This is a genomic window from Thermodesulfobacteriota bacterium (assembly GCA_036482575.1).
Taxonomy (GTDB): domain Bacteria; phylum Desulfobacterota; class GWC2-55-46; order GWC2-55-46; family JAUVFY01; genus JAZGJJ01.
Genome location: JAZGJJ010000114.1, coordinates 11472 through 33079, shown reverse-complemented (window position 1 = coordinate 33079; position 21608 = coordinate 11472). Strand labels below are relative to the sequence as shown.

Genomic DNA, 21608 nt, shown 5'->3' with positions numbered 1-21608 from the left:
GGGGAGGGGGGGGAGGGATGAAGCTGCTTATAAGGGATATCATCGAGGCCACGGGCGGGAAGCTCCTGGCCGGCGCCGGCACCGGCCAGGCCGAGGGTGTGTCCACCGATACGAGGACCGTCAGGCGGGGGGAGCTCTTCTTCGCCCTTAAGGGGCCCAACTTCGACGGGCACGGCTTCGTGGGGGAGGCGGCCAAAAGGGGGGCCTCGGGCGCGGTCGCGGCCGCGGTGGTCGAGGAGGGGATGCGGGACGTGTTGGTCAAGGACCTGCCGACTTCCTTTAACCTCATAGCGGTCAAGGATACCCTGACCGCACTCGGGGACCTCGCGGGCTTTGTAAGGAGGAGCCGTCCCGTACCGGTCGTGGCGATAAGCGGGAGCACCGGCAAGACCACCGTCAAGGAGATGCTGGCCTCCATACTCTCGACGACGAAGAGCGTACTCAAGACCGAGGGGAACATGAATAACCTCGTGGGCTTGCCGCTGACGCTTTTCGGCCTGAGCGACGTCCAGGAGGTCGTGGTGGTTGAGCTCGGCATAAGCGAGCCGGGCGAGATGGAAAGGCTCGCGGAGATATGCGGCGCGGACGTGGCGGTCGTTACGAATGTCGGCAGGGGGCACCTCGAAGGGCTCGGCTCGCTCGACGGCGTGGCCGAGGAGAAGGGATATCTCTTCCGCTCGCTCGGCCCCAGGGGGACGGGGGTCGTTAACGCGGACGACCCGAGGGTGATGAAGATCGCCGACCGTGCCGGACTTAAGGGCGACAGGATGATTACCTTCGGCCTCGCCGGCTTTGCGGAGGTCAGGATAAAGTGCTTTTCACGCAACGGCGCCAACGTGGCCAATACAATCGATACGGTATATGAGATACGCGGCGAAGATGTCGAGGTCAGGCTCAACTCCCCGTGGTCGTGCAACGTCTATAACGGGGCGGCCGCGGCCGCGGCCGCCCTCTCGCTCGGGGTGAGGGTGGATGAGATACGGGAGGGGCTTACCTCTTACCTCCCCATGCCCGGCAGGATGGAGGTCCTGGATCTCGACGGGCTCACTGTATTCGACGATACCTACAACGCCAACCCCGAGTCCGTAACCGCGGCACTCAAGACCCTTTCGAGCGTGGGGACGGGCCTGAAGGTGGCGGTCCTCGGGGATATGCTGGAACTCGGGAAGGTCTCCTCGGAGGCGCACCACGAGATCGGGCAGCTCTCGGCGGAACTCGGACTGGACGTGCTCTTATGCGTCGGGGAGTGGGCGGCGGCGATAAGCGAGGGGGCGAGGGACGGGGGCATGGAGAAAGAAAACATACATTGCTTCGATGACAACCGGGGGGCGCTAGAGATGCTCCGCTCCTCGCTCGGAAAAGGGGATACGGTCCTCATTAAGGGTTCAAGGGCCGTCAGGATGGAAGAGCTGGTGGAGGGCTTGAAGGAGGAACGGTTGGGGAAAGCGGCACGTTCAAACGGTTTATAAGGAGAGGGGCTAACATGGAGCCGATATCGGTATTTACCATAGGATACGAAAAGAGGAAAATTGAGGACTTCGTTGAAAGACTCCAACAATTTGGGGTTAACGTTCTTATTGATGTTAGAGAGGTTCCGGCCAGCCGAAAACCCGGGTTTTCAAAAAATAAACTCAAGGAGTATCTCGGTCGGTTCAATATAATGTATGTGCACACGAAAGAATTAGGAAGCCCAAAGGAATTGCGGCAGAAACTCTATCAAGACAACGACTACGACTATTTTTTCAAAGAGTATCGGAAGCATCTGAAGACACAGATGAGCGTTGTCAGGGACTTGTATCTTAATACTATAGTTCATGGGGTTAGCTGTTTTATGTGTATGGAGAAAGAACCTTCTGATTGCCATAGGAAGATAGTGGCCGAGAAGATTAAGGAAGTGGACGGCAATGGGCTTATAATAAAACATTTATAGGGGGAGTCATTGCTTTGGGAAACCAAACGAGTTCTTGTGGCTGTTAAGGCTTACCCGAATCCGAGCAAGAAGTACGGGGAAACCGTTTGCGTTGCCGGTGTAGATATTGATAGCGGGGAATGGAGAAGACTTTACCCCATACCTTTTAGAGACTTGGATAGTGCTGAAAGGTTCAAGAAGTATAGTGTGATCGAGGTAAAAGTCTCAAAGGCAAAAGACGATGCGCGGCCGGAGAGTTTTAAGGTCGACATTAGCAACAAGATAAACGTGGTCGATGTGTACGATACAAGCAATGGGTGGGAGAAGAGAAAGAAGGTGCTTTTGCCTACCGTCTCTGCCTCGTTGTGTGAAGTTTATGGGGAGAGTAAAAGCAAGGACAAATCTTTGGGCATGTTTAGGCCTCATAATATAGGTTTTCACTGGAAGGTGGCCAGGAAAAAAGATCAACAAGAGAGGAAGAGTTGCTATGCGCAACTTAGCTTCTACAACAAAAGAATGGAGGCAATAGAACCCATACCGTATGACTTTAGGTATTCTTTTTATTGCCAGGGTGAACCCGGATGTGCAGGCCATACTTTGCCTATAATCGATTGGGAAATAGGTCAAGCGTATAGGCAGTGGCGAGGGAGATATAAGGATGAAAACACTTTGTTGGAGAAAATAAAAGAAACGTGGCTCGATAGAATATGCGCAGAGAAGAACGACATCTATTTTTTCGTGGGGAATTGGCAAAGGTTCAGGGATAAGTTCATGATATTGGGTGTGTTTTATCCTCCCGCAGGGACGGGATAAGGAGAGGGGAAAAGTGCTCTATCATTTTTTGTACCCACTGGCCAAGTACCACGCGATCTTCAACGTATTTCAGTACATAACGTTTCGGACTATCTACGCGACCGTGACGGCCCTTGTGCTTAGTTTCATTATCGGACCGTACTTTATAAAGAGGCTTACGGCCATGCAGGTCGGCGAGGTGATAAGGGGGGACGGCCCGCCCACCCACGCGGGCAAGGCGGGGACCCCCACGATGGGGGGTGTCATGATCCTTGTCGCGGTAATCGTGCCGGTGCTCTTGTGGGCGAACCTCACCAACCCGTTAATCTGGTTCCTCCTCTTCGTAATCGTCGGCATGGGCGGGATAGGCTTCGTGGACGACTATAAGAAAGTGGTAAAGGGGGAGCCGAAGGGGCTCAGGCCCCTTCTGAAGTTCACCTCCCAGATGGTCGTTGCCCTGCTCGCGGGGCTCTTCCTTTATATGTCCGGGTTCGATACAGGCATAGCCGTGCCGTTCTTCAAAGGGGTGCACATAGAGCTCGGGATCCTGTACATACCCTTTGTGGCGCTGGTCATTGCCGGGGCGTCGAACGCCGTGAACCTTACCGACGGGCTCGACGGCCTGGCCATAGGGCCCGTTACCATAGCGGCAGGTACCTATCTGTTCCTGACCTACATTACGGGTCACATTAAGATAGCCGAATACTTACAGATAATGCACGTCTCCGGGTCCGGTGAGCTCGCGGTGCTGGCCGGCTCCATGGTGGGGGCGAGCCTGGGCTTCCTCTGGTTCAACACCTATCCCGCGCAGGTCTTCATGGGGGATATAGGGGCCCTTTCGCTCGGAGGGGCGCTCGGGGCCCTGGCCGTGGCCAGCAAGCACGAAATACTGCTTATAATCGTCGGCGGGATATTCGTCGTGGAGGCGCTCTCGGTCATATTCCAGGTAGGCTCCTTCAAGCTGAGGGGCAAGAGGGTGCTTGCCATGGCGCCCATACACCACCACTTCGAACTCAAGGGGTGGCCCGAGCCGAGGATAATAGTAAGGTTCTGGATAATAGCGATAATACTGTCGCTCGTAGCTATAAGTACGCTCAAGATAAGGTAGTAGTGGGAGAGGGGAGTGCAAAGGCCCTCAATACGCTTTCGGGCAGGAAGGTCCTGGTCGTGGGCCTCGGGCGGAGCGGGGTGTCCGTCTCCCGCTTCCTTCGGCGGAGCGGGGCCGAGGTAACGGCCACCGACATAAGCCCGGTAGAAGAGCTTTTCGGCGCGGCCGAGCTTCTTGGGCTCGGAGTCGTGGTGGAGGCCGGGGCCCACAACCCCGAGAGTTTTCTCGGGGCCGACATGATAGTGGTGAGCCCGGGCGTGCCGCGGACGCTTCCCGAACTCGTTCGTGCCGCGGCGGCCGGGGTCGAGGTGGTAAGCGACATAGAACTCGCTTGTCGCTTTATCGAGGTCCCCATAGTCGCGGTCACCGGCACCAACGGCAAGTCCACCGTGGTGGAACTCCTCGGTGCGGTGCTCGGGGCCCACGGCAGGAAGGTCTTCGTGGGAGGCAACATAGGCACCCCGGTAACCGAGTACTTCGAAGGGGCGGAGGACGCCGAGCTGGTGGTCTTAGAGGTGAGCAGCTTCCACCTCGAGGCGATAGAGACTTTCAGGCCGCATGTGGCGGTCCTCCTGAACGTAACCGAGGACCACCTCTACAGGTACAGGGAGTTCGAAGAGTACGCGGAGACGAAGATGAGGATTTTCAGCAACCAGGGCGCGGACGACTACGCGGTTATTAACGTAGGCGACAGGGTCGTGGCCGACGCGGTCTCTCGCGCGGAGCTCAAGGCCGCGGTCATACCCTTTACGGGCGCCGGGCAGCTTGACGAGGGTCTATACCGTGACGGAGGGGATATAGTCTTTGCCTCCGCCGCCGGCCGCGAGCTTTACCCGACCGGGGGCTTTAAGCTGAAGGGCCTTCATAATATCGAGAACGTAATGGCCGCCGTAGCCGCGGCAAGGACCGTCGGCGTACCGCGGGAGACGATAGTCGAGGCGGTCAACGGGTTTAGAGGCCTGCCGCACAGGATGGAGCCGGTAAGGGAGTTCGAAGGGGTCGGCTACGTAAACGACTCGAAGGCCACCAACACGGACGCGGTCCTGAGGGCGATAGAGGCTACCGGCGGCCCGGTAGTGCTGCTGGCCGGCGGGGTCGACAAGGGCGGCGACTACGGGGTCTTAAGGGAAGCGATAGGGCGCAACGTCAGGCTCCTCGTCCTCATGGGTGAAGCGAGGAGCAAGATGAAAGAGGCGCTCGGCGACGTTACGGAGACGGTACTCGCAGGCGGGCTGGCCGAAGCCGTGGAAACGGCGTCGGCGGCGGCCCGGGCCGGGGACACGGTGCTCCTCTCTCCGGCCTGTTCGAGCTTCGATATGTTCGAGAGCTTCGAGGAGAGGGGCGAGGCGTTTAAAGAGCTCGTCATGGCCTTACGGTGAGGACGGCGATGGTAGGGACGAAAGAAGTGGATAAGCTGCTTATAGCCAGCACCCTCCTTCTGGTCACGGCCGGGGTGGTCATGGTCTACTCGACGAGCTTCGTGGTGGGCATGAAGAAGTTCGGGAGCGAGTACTTCTTCTTGAAGCGGCACTTGAGCTTCGCCCTTGCCGGTCTGGTGCTGTTTGTTTTCTCGACGCGCATTCCATACGGGATCTACCGGAAGCTCGCCTATCCGATACTTCTGCTGGCGGCGTTTCTTCTGTGTCTTATATTCGTCCCGGCCTTCGGCCACGAGGTGGGTGGCGCGAGGCGGTGGGTCAATCTCGGCGGGTTCACCTTTCAGCCCTCCGAGTTCGCGAAGCCGGCGGTGGTCGTATTCCTCGCCTATTCGCTTGCATCGAGGGGGGAGGGGGTAAAGGATTTTTCAACCGGCTTTCTCCCGAACGTGCTCATACCGGGCGTGATCGTGGCGCTCATAATGGCCGAGCCGGACTTCGGCACGGCGGTCACGCTCGCCATACTGGTGCTTATTATGAACTTCGCCGCCGGGGTGAGGGTCACCTATCTCGCCGGCCTCGTGGTGGCGGCGCTGCCGGTCCTCTACCTGGTGGTAACGAAGTTCGGCTATATGACGAAGAGGATAATGATTTTCCTGGACCCCTGGAAGGACCCCAGCGGCGCGGGCTTTCAGATAGTCCAGTCGTTCATAGCGTTCGGTTCCGGGGGTATATGGGGCGTGGGGCTCGGGGAGGGAAAACAGAAGTTGCTGTACCTGCCGGAGGCGCATACGGACTTCATATTCTCGGTCATAGGCGAGGAGATGGGGCTTGTGGGGGTCGGTATGATAATAGCCCTCTATATACTCTTCCTTGTCAGCGGGGTGAGGATAGCCTTGAGGGCCTCCGACCTCTTCGGGACATACCTGGTGCTCGGCCTTACGCTCATGCTCGTTATGCAGGCCGCGGTCAATATGGCCGTGGTGCTCGGGATGCTTCCGCCAAAGGGGCTTACGCTCCCCTTTATAAGCTACGGCGGCACCTCGCTTGTGGTGAGCATGGCCGCGGTCGGTATAATGTTGAACGTATATATGAAGTCCAACGAGGCTTGAACCAAGGAGGTACGGGGTTGAGGCTTGTGATAGCGGGGGGCGGCACCGGGGGGCATCTCTTCCCCGCGCTCGCCCTCGCCGAAGAGTTTACGAGGCGGGACCGGACTACCGAGATAACGTTCATAGGCGGAAGGGGGGGGCTCGAGGAGAAGGTCGTGCCCGGCTACGGCTACGAGCTTGAGGTCCTCCGGGTGGAGGCCATTAAAAAGAGGAGGGGGCTCGGTCTGGTAAAGGCGCTCTACAGGGCGGTCGGGGCCACGGTTAGCTCCTTGGGGCTCTTAAGGAAGATACGGCCCGACGGGGTGATAGGCTCGGGCAGCTACGCCTCGGGGCCCGTCGTGCTGGCAGCGAAGCTTATGGGTATAAAGACCGCGATACTCGAGCAGAACGCGGTGCCCGGCCTTACGAATAAACTGCTCGGGAGGTTCGTTGACAGGGTGTACATAGCTTTCGAGGACGTCGCAGCTTATTTCCCCGCCGCCCGGGTCGTAATGGCAGGGAACCCCGTTAGGCGGGACATAATCGAGGCCAGGGCCGGGGAGGTAAGGAAGAGCAACGGCAAGCTCAACATCTTCGTATTCGGCGGGAGCCAGGGGGCCACGCCCATAAACGCGGCCTTCCTGGACGCCACCGAATACCTGACCGACATCTGGAGTTCGCTCCGGGTGGTACACCAGACCGGCTACGAGGGTCTGGGGGCGGCCAAGGCCGCCTACTCGAGGAAGGGGCTCAAGGTGGAGCTGCACAGCTTCATAGAAAACATGGCGGAGACCTACGCATCGAGCGACCTGGTGGTGTGCAGGGCCGGGGCCACGAGCATCGCGGAGATAACGGCCCTGGGGCTGCCGGCCATTCTCGTGCCCTACCCCTTTGCCACCGACGGCCATCAGGAGGTGAACGCAAGGTGCCTGGCCGATAGTGGTGCTGCCGTTATGATAAGGCAGGACGAGCTCACCGGCTCCACGCTCGCGCGCGTTATAAGGGGGTTCTTCGAGGACCGCCGGGAGCTTAAGAGGATGAGGGAAGAGGTAAAGGGGCTCGGGAGGCCCGGGGCCGCGGCTACTATAGCGGATGACTACGTAAAAGTTCTGGCCGGAGAGGAGCGGGGCTGATGTACAGGGGCAGGATAAAAAAGGTGCACTTCGTCGGCATAGGGGGCAGCGGCATGAACGGCATAGCCGAGGTGCTCCTGACTCTCGACTACCGGGTCTCGGGCTCGGACCTCGCGTCCTCGGAGACGACAAAGAGGCTCGAAGCTCTCGGGGCCGTAATACACCGTGGGCACAAGAAGGAGAACGTGGAGGGCGCGGACTGTGTGGTCTACTCCTCGGCGGTCGGGCCCGACAACCCGGAGCTTAAAGAGGCCGCGCAGAGGCAGATACCCATAATCCCCAGGGCCGAAATGCTCGCCGAGCTTATGAAGATGAAGCACGGCATAGCCGTAGCCGGTACGCACGGCAAGACCACCACCACCTCGATGATAGCCGCGATAATGGCGCACTCCGGGATGGACCCCACAATGGTCGTCGGAGGGAAGCTCAACTCCATAGGCACGAGCGCGAGGCTCGGGAGCGGCGAGTTCCTCGTGGCCGAGGCCGACGAGAGCGACGGGACTTTCTTGAAACTTGCACCCACCATAGCGGTGGTGACGAGCATAGACCGCGAGCACATGGACTATTACAACGACATGAGCGAGATCAAGGCGTCCTACCTGGAGTTCATAAACAAGGTGCCGTTCTACGGCTGCGCGGTCCTCTGCCTCGACCACCCGGCCATACAGGAGCTTTTGCCTTCGGTGGGCCGCAGGTTCATATCCTACGGTCTTTCCACCCAGGCGGACGTGCATGCCGTCGGGGTGGAGCAGAAGGGCGGGAAGATATCTTTCGAGGTCCGGGCCGAGGCGAGGCGTCTGGGGTCGGTCGTGATGGGGATACCGGGCGAGCACAACGTCCAGAACGCGCTGGCGGCCGTGGCCGTGGCAAGGGAGCTCGATATAGGGTTCGACGAGATAAGGGCCGGGCTCGAGGGCTTCGCCGGTGTGGAGAGAAGGTTCCAGATAAAGGGGATTGAGAGGGACGTCATGGTGGTGGACGACTACGGGCACCACCCGGTCGAGATAAAGGCGGTCCTTAAGGCCGCCAGGGCGGGCTGGAAGAGGAGGCTCGTCGTGGTGTTTCAGCCGCACAGGCACTCGAGGACCAGAGACCTCTTCACCGAGTTCATCCCCGCCTTTAACGACGCGGAGAAGCTCGTGCTTACCGAGACCTACTCGGCCGGGGAGAAGCACTCTGGCGGCGCTTCGGCCGAAAAACTCTACCGTGCCGTAAAGGAGCACGGGCACAAGGACGTATCTTTCGTAAAGGATTTGAGCGAGGTGCCGGCCCGCCTCGTCGACAGTGTAAGGGCGGGCGACATGGTCATAACGCTCGGCGCCGGGGACGTCTGGAAGGCCGGTGAGGGGCTGCTCGACCTCTTGAAGGAAAAGCGCAGGAAGGAGACGGCCTGATGGGCACGCAGTTCCAACTCATGTTCATCCAGCGCTTCAAGGGCAAGGTCCTCTTCAACGTGCCCATGCGCGAGTACACGTCCATAGGCATAGGCGGGCCCGCCGACGTCATGGCCTTTCCCAAGAACGAGGCCGACCTGAAGGACCTGCTGTCCTTCGCGGACTCGAAGAAGTTCCCGGTCCATGTCTTCGGCTCGGGGACCGACATACTCGTAAGGGACGGCGGGATAAGGGGCGTAGTGGTGAACATGAGCGAGGGTTTCAAGGACGTGTCCTGGAAGGGGGATACCTGGGCCGAGTGCGGCGCGGGCGTGGGGCTTGCGAGGCTCGTCGAGCAGTGCAGGGAAAGGGGGCTCTCGGGGATCGAGTTCGCCGCCGGAATACCAGGTACGGTCGGGGGGGCCGTGACCATGAACGCCGGGGCCTACGGGGGCGAGATGCAGGACGTGGTCGATGGTGTGGAGGTGCTCGGCCGGAAGGGCAAAAAGGGGTTTATCTCAAAGGCCGACATAGGCTTCGACTACAGGAAGACCGCTTTGCCCAAGGGGTCGGTCATAACAAGGGCGCACATGAGCTTTAAGAAAAAGGGCGTCGGGGAGATAGAGGAGAGGATAAAGGAAGTAAGGGGCAGGCGCAAGCTGACGAGCCCGATAAAGTTTCCCAACGCAGGCTCGGTATTCAAGAACCCCGCCGGAGAGGCGGCCGGAAAGCTCATAGAGGAGGTCGGGCTCAAGGGCGAGAGGGTCGGTGACGCACAGATCTCGGAGGTGCACGCCAACTATATAGTGAACCGCGGCAGGGCCGAGGCGAGGGACGTCCTGACCCTCATGGCGCGGGTAAGGGATAGTGTTTACAGCATGAAGGGCATAGTGCTCGAGCCGGAGATAAAGGTCGTGGGCGAGGAGTAGCCAAGTGGCGATGGAGCCGGGGGAACTGGAAGAGAGAAAGGCCGCCTTCAGGATGAAGAAGACGGGCGTGCTCATGGGGGGGACCTCCGGGGAGAGGGAGATATCCCTTAAGACGGGTGGGGCCGTGCTGAAAGCACTTCAGTCCAGGGACTACAGGGCGATGCTTATAGACGCGGACAACGACGTGGCCAGGAGGCTCAAGACCGAAGGCGTGGAGGTTGCCTTTATTGCGCTTCACGGCGGGTGGGGCGAGGACGGCTCGGTCCAGGGCATGCTTGAGGTCATGGGCATACCGTACACCGGCTCCGGCGTGCTGGCGAGTGCAGTGGCAATGGATAAGGTGGCGACAAAGAAGTTCCTTTATTACCACGACATACCGACGCCGCCGTTCCGTCTGGTCAGGGCCGGTGGTAAGGCGGCGCAGCCACCGCCCATGCCCGTTATAGTAAAGCCCCCCTCCGAGGGCTCGACGCTCGGTGTGAGTGTCGTAAAGGACCCGGTCGCCTACGACGCGGCCCTTAGGGAGGCCTTCCGATACGGAGATACGGCCATGGTCGAAAGCTTTATAGAGGGCAGGGAGCTTACGGTCTCTATCCTCGGCGAAAGGGTCCTGCCGATAGTGGAGATAATACCGAAGGAGGGCATCTATAACTACCAGGCCAAGTATACGAAGGGTATGACCGAGTTCGTCGTACCCGCGAAGCTCGACAAGAAGGTCGAGGGCAGGGTGAAGGCCGTGGCGCTCGACGCCTACACCGCACTCGGGTGCAGCGGGGCGGCGAGGGTCGATATGGTTATGAACAAGGACGAAAAGCCTTACGTACTCGAACTCAATACCGTGCCCGGCATGACCGAGATGAGTCTTTTACCGATGGCCGCGGGGTCCGTGGGCATAGGCTACGCCGCCCTTATAGAGGAGATACTCCTCGGCGCGCCAGTGGGCACGGCTTGAACTATGAAAACAAAACAGAGTAAGCGCAGCAACAGAAAGAAAGATATTCCCCGGAAGGTCGGGGTACGGCAGAGGCTTAAGAGTTTTTTCCTCTCGGTCGCGAGGCTTACGGGGACGGCCCTGGCCGTGCCGGCGCTTGCGTTTTTCGGGTGGAAGCTCTACGGGGAGCTCCTCGATAGCCCGTACCTGGAGATAAAGACGGTCAACATAGCCGGAGCGGAGAGGGTCGGCGAAGAAGAGGTGCGGGGGCTCTCGGGCATAGACACCGGGCAGAACCTGCTTGCCGTAGATACGGGGGAGGCGCGGCAGAGGCTCAGGAACCACCCGTTCGTCAGGAGTGTCGAGATAAGGAGGGAACTCCCGGACGCGGTCTATATCTCGCTGGCCGAGAGGGAGCCGCTGGTGTTCATAAGGCTGGACGAGTTGTACGTGATGGACAGGGAGGGGACGGTCTTCAAGAGGTACTCGGCGGTCGACGGGCTCGACCTCCCCGTGGTGACGGGACTTACGCTCGAGCTAATGGACGCCGAGCCGTGGATAGGAGGGGGGCTGCTGGAGCTTATAGACTTCCTTGACGGCAGGGCCCGGTTCGGCCTCGACGACGTATCCGAGATACACGTCGACCGCATGTACGGCTTTTCGCTTTACACCCTTGCCGGCGGGGTAAGGGTTGAGGTCGGCAGCGACGGCTTCGACGAGAAGTTCTTGAGCTTCGACAGGGTGGTCGAGGCAAGGAAGGGAAAGCTCGATGGGATAGAGGCCGTGGATTTGACGGCCGAGCGCGGTGTGGTCGTAAGGTTCAGGGGGTCGGGAGTCAAGGCCGCATGAGCCGGGTTTTCAATAGAAGGAAGGGGGTGAGACGGTAGATGGCCAGGAAGGATAACATAGTTGTCGGGCTCGACGTGGGCACCACGAAGGTATGCGCGATAGTCGGGGAGGAGACAGAGGAGGGGATGGAGATTATCGGCATGGGGACCCATCCCTCCAAGGGGCTCAGGAAGGGTGTGGTCATCAACATAGAGAGTACCGTCCAGTCGATAAAGAAGGCAATGGAGGAGGCCGAGCTCATGGCCGGCTGCGAGATAAACAGGGTCTACGCGGGCATCTCCGGCGGGCACATAAGGGCGTTTAACAGCCACGGCGTGATAGCCGTAAAGGACGCCGAAATAACGAAGAACGACGTGGAGCGGGTCATAGAGGCGGCCCAGGCCGTGGCCATACCCCCGGACAGGGAGGTCATTCACGTCATCCCCCAGGAGTACATAATAGACGACCAGGAGGGGATCCAGGAGCCGCTCGGGATGAACGGCATAAGGCTCGAGGTAAAGGTCCACATCGTTACGGCCGCGGTGACCTCGGCCCAGAATATAGTGAAGTGCGCCAACAAGGCCGGGCTTGACGTGGCCGACATAGCGCTCCAGCAGATAGCTTCGAGCGAGGCGGTCCTGAGCCACGACGAGAAGGAACTCGGGGTGGCGCTCGTCGACATAGGCGGGGGCACAACCGACATAGCCATATTCCACGGGGGCACGATCAAGTACACGACCGTCATCTCTCTCGGGGGCAACCAGGTCACCGGCGACATAGCCGTGGGGCTCAGGACCCCTCAGAGCGAGGCCGAGAAGATAAAGAAGAAGTTCGGCTGCGCCATGACCGCTCTCGCCTCCGAGGAGGAGACCATAGAGGTCCCTAGCGTGGGGGGGCATAAGCCCCGGACCGTCTCCAGGCACATCCTCGGCGAGATAATCGAGCCCCGTATGGAGGAGATATTCGACCTCGTATGGAGGGAGATGATGAAGTCGGGCTACGACAGGTACATCTCCTCGGGGATAGTCATAACCGGCGGGACGGCTTCGATGGAGGGCATGGTGGAGCTTGCCGAGCAGGTCTTCAACCTGCCGGTGAGGAGGGGGATTCCGCGGGGGATAACCGGCCTCGTGGACGTCGTCAGCAGCCCCATGTACGCAACGGGCGTGGGGCTCGTTATCTACGGCGCCGGGCACTCCGAGGAGATGCAGTTCAAGAGGGGTGGCAAGAACGTATTCAACAAGCTCGTTCAAAGGATGAAGCACTGGATAAAGGAGTTCTTTTAAAGCAGGGATCGAAAAAAAGGAGGTTGTCATGGGATTCGATTTCGAAGACGGTTTTAACAGAGGGGCAAAGCTGAAGGTCGTGGGCGTGGGCGGCTGCGGCAGCAACGCCGTGGACACGATGATAAGCGGAGGGCTCGACGGGGTGGACTTCCTCTCCGCCAACACGGACAGCCAGGCGCTCGATGCCTCGATGGCCGACGTGAAGATCCAGCTGGGCGCGAACCTCACGAAGGGGCTCGGCGCCGGGGCCAACCCCGAGGTGGGCAGGGACGCCGCCATTGAGAGCAAGGATCAGATAATGCAGGCCATCGACGGCGCGGACATGGTCTTCGTCACGGCCGGCATGGGCGGCGGCACGGGCACCGGCGGCTCCCCGGTAGTGGCCGAGGCCGCCAGGGAGTGCGGCGCGCTCGTCGTGGCCGTCGTGACGAAGCCTTTCTCCTTCGAGGGCACCAGGAAGGCGAAGATGGCCGAGGACGGTCTTAAGAGGCTCCGGGAGACGGTGGATACGGTCATCACCATACCCAACCAGAGGCTCCTCTCGGTGGCCGGGAAGAAGACCTCTCTGGCCGAGGCCTTCAAGAAGGCCGACGACGTGCTCTACCAGGCCGTAAGGGGGATCTCCGACGTCGTAACCGTCCCCGGGCTCGTGAACGTGGACTTCGCCGACGTCAGGACCATCATGGGCGAGATGGGGCAGGCCATAATGGGCAGCGGCACGGCCGACGGAGACAACAGGGCCCAGGATGCGGCGAGGAAGGCCATAACGAGTCCGCTCCTGGAGGACATCTCCATAAGCGGGGCCAGGGGGGTGCTGGTCAACATAACCGGCGCTTCGAGCGAGCTGACGCTCCACGACATGCACGAGGCCATGAGCCTTATCCACGAGGAGGCCCACAACGACGCCAACATAATAACCGGCGTGGTGTTCGACGAGGCGCTCGTCGACGAGATAAGGATAACGGTCGTTGCCACGGGCTTCGGCAAGGCCAAGGGCGAGAAGGTCTACAGGGGCGGGGTGGCCCCGGCCGTCATCATCGAGGACCTCGACGTGCCCACGGTGGTGAGGAAGGAGCAGGAGAAGGCCGCCCAGCTCGGCAAGGGCGAGGTCACGAGGCTCGGGAAGCTCGGCGGCTTCAACGCCGCGGACGAGGACCACTACGATACCCCGACCTTCCTGAGGAAGCAGGCGGACTAACCCGGCCTTACGAAAGGGCCGGGAAAGGAGTGTTCTTTTGAATATACATCGCGAGATGATTCCCAGAGGCTTGCCGCTCCGTTACGCCGCTCTGTTACGGAGGTCGGTGCGATACAGGTGCTTTCAATCGGGACTTAGAGATTCCCGGGGAAGGAGACGGCCCTATGTCGACTGTGATAAGCAAAAGCACGGAAAGCGTCCCCATGTTGGTGTATACCCGTATAAAAAGGGAGTGGAACCGGGAGGCCGGGCTCTACTACTACCGCGCGAGCTACTACGACCCCGAGACGGGCGGCTTTGCAAGCAAGGACCCCATAGCGTTCGAGAAGGGGATAAACCTCGGCGGGTATGTCGGGGCGGAGCGGATAATAGAGGCGGAGGCGGCAGCGGCCGCGGCTGGGGATGACGACGGCGTCTTCGAAGTGGACGCGGAGTGGCATGACGTCTGTATTACGATATGCGCGGCGAACCACGGCTTTTGCGTATCAATGAGCGACTGCCCGTATAAGGTGGACTGAAGAGCGGCGGTGATTTATGGCTTCGGACAAGACTAAGGGGTTGGCATGGTTAAGAAGTCGGGGTTGAAGTTTGATGAAATTGGTTACTGGTCCGAGATCAAGCTTAATATTATCAAGGAGTATGCTGCGGCATTCTCAAAGATTATGTCGGCCCAAAAGGGTTTTTATCACATTTACATAGATGCTTTTGCCGGTGCCGGCATGCATGTCTCAAAAACCACGGGAAAGTCGATTTCTGGAAGCCCCATCAGAACTCTTTACATAGATACTCCATTCCGTGAGTATCACTTTATAGACAAGAACAAAAATAAGGTGAACGTCTTAAAAGATCTGGTAGGGGACAGAGCGGATGTTCACTACTATGTGGACGATTGCAATTTGGTTTTGTTAGAGAAAGTCTTTCCGAAGGTGCGCTACGAGAAGTTTGAAAGGGGTCTTTGCTTGCTCGACCCATATGGATTACATCTGAACTGGAAAGTTGTTGAGGCCGCAGGGAAATGTAAAAGCATGGAAATATTGTTGAACTTTCCAGTTATGGATATGAATATGAATGTGCTCAAGCATAAGCTGGATACCGTAGGCCCGGCTCACATAGAGAGAATGAACGCTTTTTGGGGGGATGAATCTTGGAGGGAAATAGCGTATACTAAAGAAATGGACCTGTTTGGTGCGGAAGAAGAAAGAAAAGAGGATATTAGGATGCTTACAAAAGCGTATCAAGAGCGCTTGAAGAAAGTGGCTGGCTTTGGGTATGTTCCCGAACCTATAGCCATGAGAAATACCAAGGGAAGTATTGTTTACTACCTTTTTTTTGCCACTCAGAATCCGACCGGTGGTAAAATTGTTGGAGATATTTTCAGTAAATACCGTAGGCGGGGAATGATGTAATGGCGGCAAACTCATCTATCGAATGGACTGAATCCACATGGAACCCTGTGACGGGGTGTACAAAGATTAGTCCTGGCTGTAAACACTGTTACGCCGAACGAATGGCGAAACGACTCAAGGCTATGGGACAGCCTAACTACACCAACGGCTTTAAAACAACTGTGCATGGGCATGCATTAGAGTTGCCTCTTTTGTGGAAAAAACCCCAGACCGTTTTTGTAAATTCTATGAGCGATCTCTTCCACGAGGATGTCCCGGACGAATTTATATTTAAGGTATTCGATGTGATGAGGCAGGCAAATTGGCATCGCTTTCAAGTGCTTACCAAGAGGTCTGACCGACTACTTGAACTAAGTCCACGCTTGCCGTTGGACACGCATATCTGGACGGGGGTTAGCGTAGAGAACCAGGACTATACTTTTCGTATAGACCACCTCCGTAAAACAAAGGGGGCGATAAAATTTATTTCCATTGAGCCCCTTTTGGGACCGATATATCGACTAAATTTAAAGGGAATCGATTGGGTGATTGTTGGGGGTGAATCAGGCCCGAGAGCGCGCCCAATGGACCCGTTATGGGCAATCGACATTCGCAATCAATGTATGAAGGCAGGGGTCCCTTTCTTCTTCAAACAGTGGGGCGGCATGAATAAAAAGAAAAACGGGCGGGAGCTTGAAGGTAGAACATGGGACGAAATGCCACGGGCAATTGCTGTTTAACAATTCTATAAATTTAACCCGCCCTCAGTCGAACCCCTTCTTATCCTCGAGCGTGGCGATAAGGATCATGTAGAACTCGCTCTTCTTCTCTTTTTTCTCAAAGCCCCCGATAATGCGGGTTACGACCGACTCGGTGTTGTCCGAGCTTCCGCCGAGTACAACGGGCTCCCCTTCCTCCACCTCGATTGTGGTGGCCAGCCGCCTGTAGACTATGGTGCCGCCGTCCTGGCCCGCCAGGTAGGAGACCTCCGGGGCGATTACGAGAGTTATAGTCTCGCCACTCACGCGAGGCTCTACCGAAAAGCCGGTATTCACCCTCTTGAAGTTGAGCGTGCTGGCGTAGTAGCCCTGGTCCCGGGAGTAGGCGAAGAACCAGTCGCGGTACGGCATGTGCGTGCCCACCCCTATCCTGCCCCGCCTGCCTGTCATGACGAGGACGTTCTGCTGTCCGCGCTTCCTGACCTTCTCCGTCCTCTGCCCCACCACGGCCCGGACGTCGAGTCCGTCTCCTCCACCCCCCCCACCGGCCGCGAGGAAGTTGCCCATTGACCAGTTGCCGTCCTTGTAGCTCCACTTCACCTTCAGCCCGACCCTCTGGAGCTCCTCCCCGTCGACGAACCAGACTTTTATCCTGACGTTCTTCGGCCTTACGTCCGTCCTGGCGAGCAGCTCCTCTATCGAGGCGATATTGGAGGGAAAATCCTTTATTGCGAGTGTATTGGTGCCCGTGTGCGAGGTCAGCCTGTCGCGTTCCGAGAGGAACGGCCTTACAAGGGCCTCGGCCTCCTTCACGTCCATGTAGCCTATCTTGAAGATCTTCATGACCGGCTCGGCGGCGAACGAAGGGGAGGGGGGGGAGCCAAGAACAGCCCAGCAAAGGGAGAGAAGAAAGAGTATGGCAACGAAGCGCATGGGGCTCAACACGGGGATAGACCTCCATATTATTGTAAAGACGGCGGGCCTGTGGGATAATGGCCTGTATTATAATCAGTCCGATTATAACATACCCGAAGACGGAGGTGTATAGGCCATATCGTGGGAGCTTAAAAGAAGGGCGAAGGAGAAGCTCGAAAAGGAGAAGGGCACGGTCCGCAAGGACCCGGGCGGAAGGGTACGGGTCTGCCTGGTCTACCCCAACGCCTATTCGCTCGGGATGAGCAACCTCGGCTTCCAGACGCTCTACCGGCTCTTTAACGACCTTGAGGTCTGCGCGTGCGAGAGGGCGTTCCTGCCGGATAAGGACGAGCTCCGGGAGTTCGAAAAGAGCGGGGAAAAACTTTTCTCCCTCGAGTCGCAGACCCCGCTCGAACGCTTCGACATAATCGCCTTCTCGGTCTCTTTCGAGGAGGACTTTATAAACATCCCCCGCATACTCGCGCTTGCCGGGGTGCCGCTCTTCTCGATTGAGAGGGGCCGGGCCCACCCGCTCGTTATGGCAGGGGGCTGCGCCGTATCCCTTAACCCCGAGCCCGTGGCCGAGTTCATGGACCTCTGCTTCATAGGAGAGGCCGAGGGGATGGTCGGGCCGTTTATCGAAGCCGTCGGGGAAGGGGGGCAGGGGGGGGAAGAAGGGGGTCTTGAATCGCTCGCAGGGATAGAGGGAGTCTACGTGCCGGCCCTCTATGAGTTCACCTACGACGGCCCACGGGTGGCCTCGATAAAGGCCGCCCCCGGCGCGCCGGAGAGGGTAACGAGGGCCAGGGCAGATACCGACCTCTCGCCCGTGCCCGAAAGCGTCGTGTTGACCCCGGCAACCGAGTTCGGCAGCGCGACGCTCCTGGAGGTCGAGAGGGGCTGCGGCCGGGGATGCAGGTTTTGCGCGGCGGGCTTTATCTATCTGCCGCCGCGTATGAGGGAGCTCGGCCCGGTTAAGGAGATCGTGGAGAGGGGCTTTCGGGAAAGCGGCAAGGTGGGGCTCGTGGGGGCGGCGGTCTCCGAGTACCCGCACCTGAAAGAACTCCTGAGGCTCGGGATAGAGGGGGGTAGAGAGATGACGCTCTCCTCACTCCGGCTCGATATGCTCGATGCCGAGCTTCTCGACCTCCTTAAGAAGGCCGGCTACAGGACCGTTACGCTCGCCCCGGAGGCCGGGACGGAGAGACTCAGGCGAGTCGTAAATAAGGATATAAGCGACAGCGAGATAGACGAAGCAATAAGACTTGTAAAGGAAGCGGGTTTCAGGAAACTGAAGCTCTACTTCATGGTGGGGCTCCCGACCGAGACCGACGCCGACGCCCGTGCCATAGGGGAGCTTTCTCTAAGGCTAAAGAAACTCATGGGCAAGGGTAAGCTGACGCTCAGCATTAACCCCTTTATGCCAAAACCCTTTACCCCGTTCCAGTGGCACCCCTTCGAGAGGGTCGAGACGATAGAGAAGAGGTACTCCATTATAAAGGAGATGCTCAAGAGAGAGGGGGGTATCGACGTTAAAACCCTCTCCGTTCGGAAGGCCTTTGCGCAGGCCTACCTTTCGAGGGCGGACAGGAGGGCGGGGAGGGTGATAGCCGAGGCCTCGAAGGTGGGTCTCAGGCGCGCGCTTAGGTCCGCCGACCATCCTGCCCCCCTGGCCGAAGAGTGCGTCCACAGGGAGAGGGGTGTTGACGAGCCCTTCCCCTGGGAGGTCGTGGACCACGGCCTCGAACGCGGCTACCTCTGGGACGAGTACCAACGAGGGCTCGAAGGTAAGACCACCCCCCCGTGCGAGGTGGGGAGCTGCTTCAGGTGCGGTGTCTGCTAACACCCTGAGGGCGGTTCAAATTTAGAAACTATCGGCCGCAATAGATGTTGCTAACGTTACAGAAGACCGCATACACATTTCTGTCATACCGGACCGTTCGATGAACTCACGACAGGCTTGATCCGGTATCTATGCTTTGTCATGCCGGAGGCGGGAATCGGGGATTGCAGAGAAGGAGAGTATATGACCACTCATAACATAAAAGAGTATCTCCCGCTCGTGAGGAGACCCAGCCGCTACATAGGCGGGGAGATCAACTCCGTAAGGAAGGACCCCGCGGAGGTAAGCCTCCGGTTCGCCATGGCCTTCCCGGACACCTACGAGGTGGGGATGAGCCATCTGGGCATACAGATACTCTACCAGGTACTGAACTCTCACGAGGACATAGCCTGCGAGAGGGTCTTTGCCCCGTGGAAGGACATGGAGGCGCTCTTGAGGGAGAAGGGGCTGCCGCTCGTGACCCTCGAGTCCGGCACGCCGCTGGGGGAGTTCGACATACTGGGCTTCTCCCTCCAGTACGAGCTCTCCTACACCAACGTCTTGAACATGCTCGAGCTCGGCGGCATACCGCTTAAGGCAGGCGAGAGGGGAGAGGCCGACCCGATCGTCATAGGCGGCGGGCCGTGCGTCTTCAACCCCGAGCCCGTGGCCGAGTTCTTCGACTGCTTCCTCCTCGGCGACGGAGAGGAGGCGGTAACCGAAATATCCGAGGCCGTCATCGAGGGCAGAAAGAACGGGGCGTCGAGGGAAGAAATATTAAAGACCCTCTCCGGGGTGAGTGGCGTGTACGTACCGTCGTTCTTCGAGGCCGCATATAATGATGACTCGACCGTAAGGGAGGTTAAGCCGCTCTTCCCTGACTATTCCAGGGTCGGGAAGAGGATGGCCCCGGACCTCGAGGCGCTGCCGTTGCCAGTAAGGCCGGTCGTACCCTTCCCCCGGACCATACACGACAGGCTGAGTGTCGAGGTCTCCAGGGGATGCACCAGGGGGTGCCGCTTCTGCCAGGCAGGCATGATTACAAGGCCCATGAGGGAGAGGAGCCCGGAAAGCATCGTAAGGCTCATAACCGAATCGCTTAAGAATACCGGTTACGAAGAGGTCTCGCTCCTCTCTCTCAGCACGGGCGACTACTCGTGCATAGAGGGGCTTCTGTGCTCGATCATGGACCGGCTCGAAAAGGAGAGGGTGGCGGTGTCCCTGCCGTCGCTCAGGGTAGGTACTCTCGGCACGGCCCTGGCCTCGGAGATAAAGAAGGTCAGGAAGACCGGCTTTACGCTCGCCCCGGAGGCCGGGAGCGAGAGGCTCCGGAAACTTATAAACAAGGGTATCGACGAGGCGGACTTGATCCGCAGCGCCGAAGAGGTTTTCTCTCTCGGCTGGCGGGCGATGAAGCTCTACTTCATGATGGGCCTTCCCACGGAGACCGAGGAGGATCTCGCCGGGATCGTACGCCTCTCAAAGGAGGTAAAGGACGCGGGCCGCAGGGCCCGGGGTGGCCGGGGTGAGGGAGGGGGAAGGAGGAGGGGAGGGGCGCCTGAGGTGAACGTGAGTGCGGCGACCTTCATCCCGAAACCCTTTACACCGTTCCAGTGGGAGCCGCAGCTTCCGCTCAAGACGTCGGTCGAGCGGCTCCAGTTTCTAAAGAGGGAGTCGAGGAAGCGCGGGCTCGGCTTTAAGTGGCACGACGCGAGGATGAGTACTCTCGAAGGGGTCTTCTCAAGGGGGGACAGGCGGCTGGGGGCGGTTATAGAAAAGGCTTTCAGGGCCGGTTGCAGGTTCGACGGCTGGAGCGAGGAGTTCGACTGGGAGGCCTGGAATGAAGCTTTTTCCGCCGTGGGGGTCGAGATGGCCTTCTATACCGAAAGGCGGCGGGCCGACGACGAGGTCTTCCCCTGGGACCACCTCGACCCGGGTGTGACCAAGGAGTTCCTCCTGGAGGAGAGGGAGAGGTCCCTTTCCGTTGAGGAGACCCCGGACTGCAGGGTCGGGCCGTGCACGGACTGCGGGGTATGCGACCATAAGCTCATAAAGAACAGGCTCTTTGCCGACGGGCCGGACCGGGGGGATGGGGAGGGGAAGTGGAAAAAAAGGCTGGCCGTGGAGGAACGTTCGAGGGTCAGGCTATCATTTTCGAAGACCGGGGAGATGAGGTTCCTCGGCCACCTGGAGCTTGTAAAGGCCGTCTCGAGGGCCGGAAGGAGGGCTGGGCTTCCGGTCTGCTATTCACGGGGGTTCCACCCTCTTCCGAAGATAGCCTTCTCCCCGCCGCTGCCCGTGGGCGTGGAAAGCGCCGACGAGTACATGGATATCGAACTCAGCGTCCCCTTGTCGGTCGAGGCCGTGGCGGAGCGGTTTAACGCCGCCCTGCCCGAAGGGATAAAGATTTCCGGGGGGAGGCATATTTCCTTGCAACTCCCCTCCCTATCTGCTATTATGAGAGCGCAAAACTTCCTTATATTTCTGAAAAACGGCCCGGCGGGCTTGGACATAGAGCCGAAAAGACTTGATGGGATTTTGAGGGATTTTCTGGATATGGATTCCGTAGTACTGCACCTCGATAGGGAGAAAAAGCGAAAGGAAGTCGATATAAGGCCCCTTGTGGGAGAGATTTCCCATGTGGGGGACCTTACCATCTCCCTTGGACTCGGGATCGAAAACGGGGTAAGCGTAAAGCCCCACGAGGTCGTAGCGCATATCCTTAACCTTCCGGCCGAAAAGGCCTCCCTCATTCCCATCCTCAAGACCAGGACCGTTTTTTAAGGTCCCCGGTACGGTTGCCAGGCCCATGG

General features: G+C 58.9%; 19 protein-coding genes. 18 read left to right on the top strand and 1 reads right to left on the bottom strand.

Annotation, left to right across the window (positions count from 1 at the left end):
- The 16 genes from murF to V3W31_05050 form a co-directional block, all read left to right on the top strand.
- Positions 1 to 1469: UDP-N-acetylmuramoyl-tripeptide--D-alanyl-D-alanine ligase (gene murF, locus V3W31_05125; protein MEE9614323.1), on the top strand; the 1469-nt coding region annotated here is incomplete at its 5' end.
- Between the two features lie 14 nt (positions 1470 to 1483).
- Complete coding sequence (locus V3W31_05120) at positions 1484 to 1930, top strand: DUF488 domain-containing protein (GenBank protein ID MEE9614322.1); 447 nt, start codon at positions 1484 to 1486, stop codon at positions 1928 to 1930.
- A gap of 36 nt (positions 1931 to 1966) precedes the next feature.
- Positions 1967 to 2722: a hypothetical protein gene (locus tag V3W31_05115; protein MEE9614321.1), complete on the top strand. Its 756-nt coding sequence runs from the start codon at positions 1967 to 1969 to the stop codon at positions 2720 to 2722.
- Between the two features lie 13 nt (positions 2723 to 2735).
- Positions 2736 to 3809 (top strand): phospho-N-acetylmuramoyl-pentapeptide-transferase, encoded by a 1074-nt coding sequence (gene mraY, locus V3W31_05110; protein MEE9614320.1) that lies wholly within the window; start codon positions 2736 to 2738, stop codon positions 3807 to 3809.
- A 2-nt stretch (positions 3810 to 3811) separates the two neighbouring features.
- Positions 3812 to 5188: a UDP-N-acetylmuramoyl-L-alanine--D-glutamate ligase gene (gene murD, locus V3W31_05105; GenBank protein ID MEE9614319.1), complete on the top strand. Its 1377-nt coding sequence runs from the start codon at positions 3812 to 3814 to the stop codon at positions 5186 to 5188.
- Between the two features lie 8 nt (positions 5189 to 5196).
- Entirely contained in the window at positions 5197 to 6297 is a 1101-nt protein-coding gene (gene ftsW / locus V3W31_05100; GenBank protein MEE9614318.1) for a putative lipid II flippase FtsW, read from the top strand.
- Positions 6298 to 6323: 26 nt separating this feature from the next.
- Positions 6324 to 7409, top strand: a complete 1086-nt coding sequence (gene murG / locus V3W31_05095; protein ID MEE9614317.1) for an undecaprenyldiphospho-muramoylpentapeptide beta-N-acetylglucosaminyltransferase — start codon at positions 6324 to 6326, stop codon at positions 7407 to 7409.
- Positions 7409 to 8803, top strand: coding sequence for a UDP-N-acetylmuramate--L-alanine ligase (gene murC, locus V3W31_05090; GenBank protein MEE9614316.1), 1395 nt, complete (start codon positions 7409 to 7411; stop codon positions 8801 to 8803). The genes murG and murC overlap by 1 nt, the downstream gene beginning before the upstream one ends.
- The gene (gene murB, locus V3W31_05085) at positions 8803 to 9711 is read left to right on the top strand and encodes a UDP-N-acetylmuramate dehydrogenase (GenBank protein ID MEE9614315.1); all 909 of its coding nucleotides are present in this window, start codon (positions 8803 to 8805) and stop codon (positions 9709 to 9711) included. The genes murC and murB overlap by 1 nt, the downstream gene beginning before the upstream one ends.
- Positions 9712 to 9721: 10 nt before the next feature.
- Entirely contained in the window at positions 9722 to 10663 is a 942-nt protein-coding gene (locus V3W31_05080) for a D-alanine--D-alanine ligase (protein ID MEE9614314.1), read from the top strand.
- 3 nt (positions 10664 to 10666) lie between these two features.
- Positions 10667 to 11491 (top strand): FtsQ-type POTRA domain-containing protein, encoded by an 825-nt coding sequence (locus tag V3W31_05075; GenBank protein ID MEE9614313.1) that lies wholly within the window; start codon positions 10667 to 10669, stop codon positions 11489 to 11491.
- 38 nt (positions 11492 to 11529) lie between these two features.
- A complete protein-coding gene (gene ftsA, locus V3W31_05070; protein MEE9614312.1) occupies positions 11530 to 12756 on the top strand; it encodes a cell division protein FtsA in 1227 nt (408 codons plus the stop codon).
- Positions 12757 to 12784: 28 nt separating this feature from the next.
- Complete coding sequence (ftsZ, locus tag V3W31_05065; GenBank protein ID MEE9614311.1) at positions 12785 to 13954, top strand: cell division protein FtsZ; 1170 nt, start codon at positions 12785 to 12787, stop codon at positions 13952 to 13954.
- A gap of 164 nt (positions 13955 to 14118) precedes the next feature.
- Complete coding sequence (locus V3W31_05060; GenBank protein ID MEE9614310.1) at positions 14119 to 14472, top strand: RHS repeat-associated core domain-containing protein; 354 nt, start codon at positions 14119 to 14121, stop codon at positions 14470 to 14472.
- 45 nt (positions 14473 to 14517) lie between these two features.
- Positions 14518 to 15360 carry a three-Cys-motif partner protein TcmP gene (locus tag V3W31_05055; protein ID MEE9614309.1) on the top strand — a complete coding sequence of 281 codons (843 nt, stop codon included), beginning with the start codon at positions 14518 to 14520 and terminating at the stop codon, positions 15358 to 15360.
- Positions 15360 to 16079, top strand: coding sequence for a phage Gp37/Gp68 family protein (locus V3W31_05050; protein ID MEE9614308.1), 720 nt, complete (start codon positions 15360 to 15362; stop codon positions 16077 to 16079). Before V3W31_05055 ends, V3W31_05050 begins: the two co-directional genes overlap by 1 nt.
- Before the next feature lie 24 nt (positions 16080 to 16103).
- On the opposite strand, the gene V3W31_05045 is transcribed toward V3W31_05050, so the two are convergent.
- Positions 16104 to 17003, bottom strand: coding sequence for a hypothetical protein (locus V3W31_05045; GenBank protein MEE9614307.1), 900 nt, complete (start codon positions 17001 to 17003; stop codon positions 16104 to 16106).
- 229 nt (positions 17004 to 17232) lie between these two features.
- Between V3W31_05045 and V3W31_05040 the strand changes: the two genes are divergently transcribed.
- Together V3W31_05040 and V3W31_05035 are read left to right on the top strand one after the other, a co-directional pair.
- Positions 17233 to 18816: a radical SAM protein gene (locus V3W31_05040; GenBank protein MEE9614306.1), complete on the top strand. Its 1584-nt coding sequence runs from the start codon at positions 17233 to 17235 to the stop codon at positions 18814 to 18816.
- Between the two features lie 183 nt (positions 18817 to 18999).
- Complete coding sequence (locus V3W31_05035) at positions 19000 to 21579, top strand: TIGR03960 family B12-binding radical SAM protein (protein MEE9614305.1); 2580 nt, start codon at positions 19000 to 19002, stop codon at positions 21577 to 21579.
- Positions 21580 to 21608: the final 29 nt, after the last annotated feature.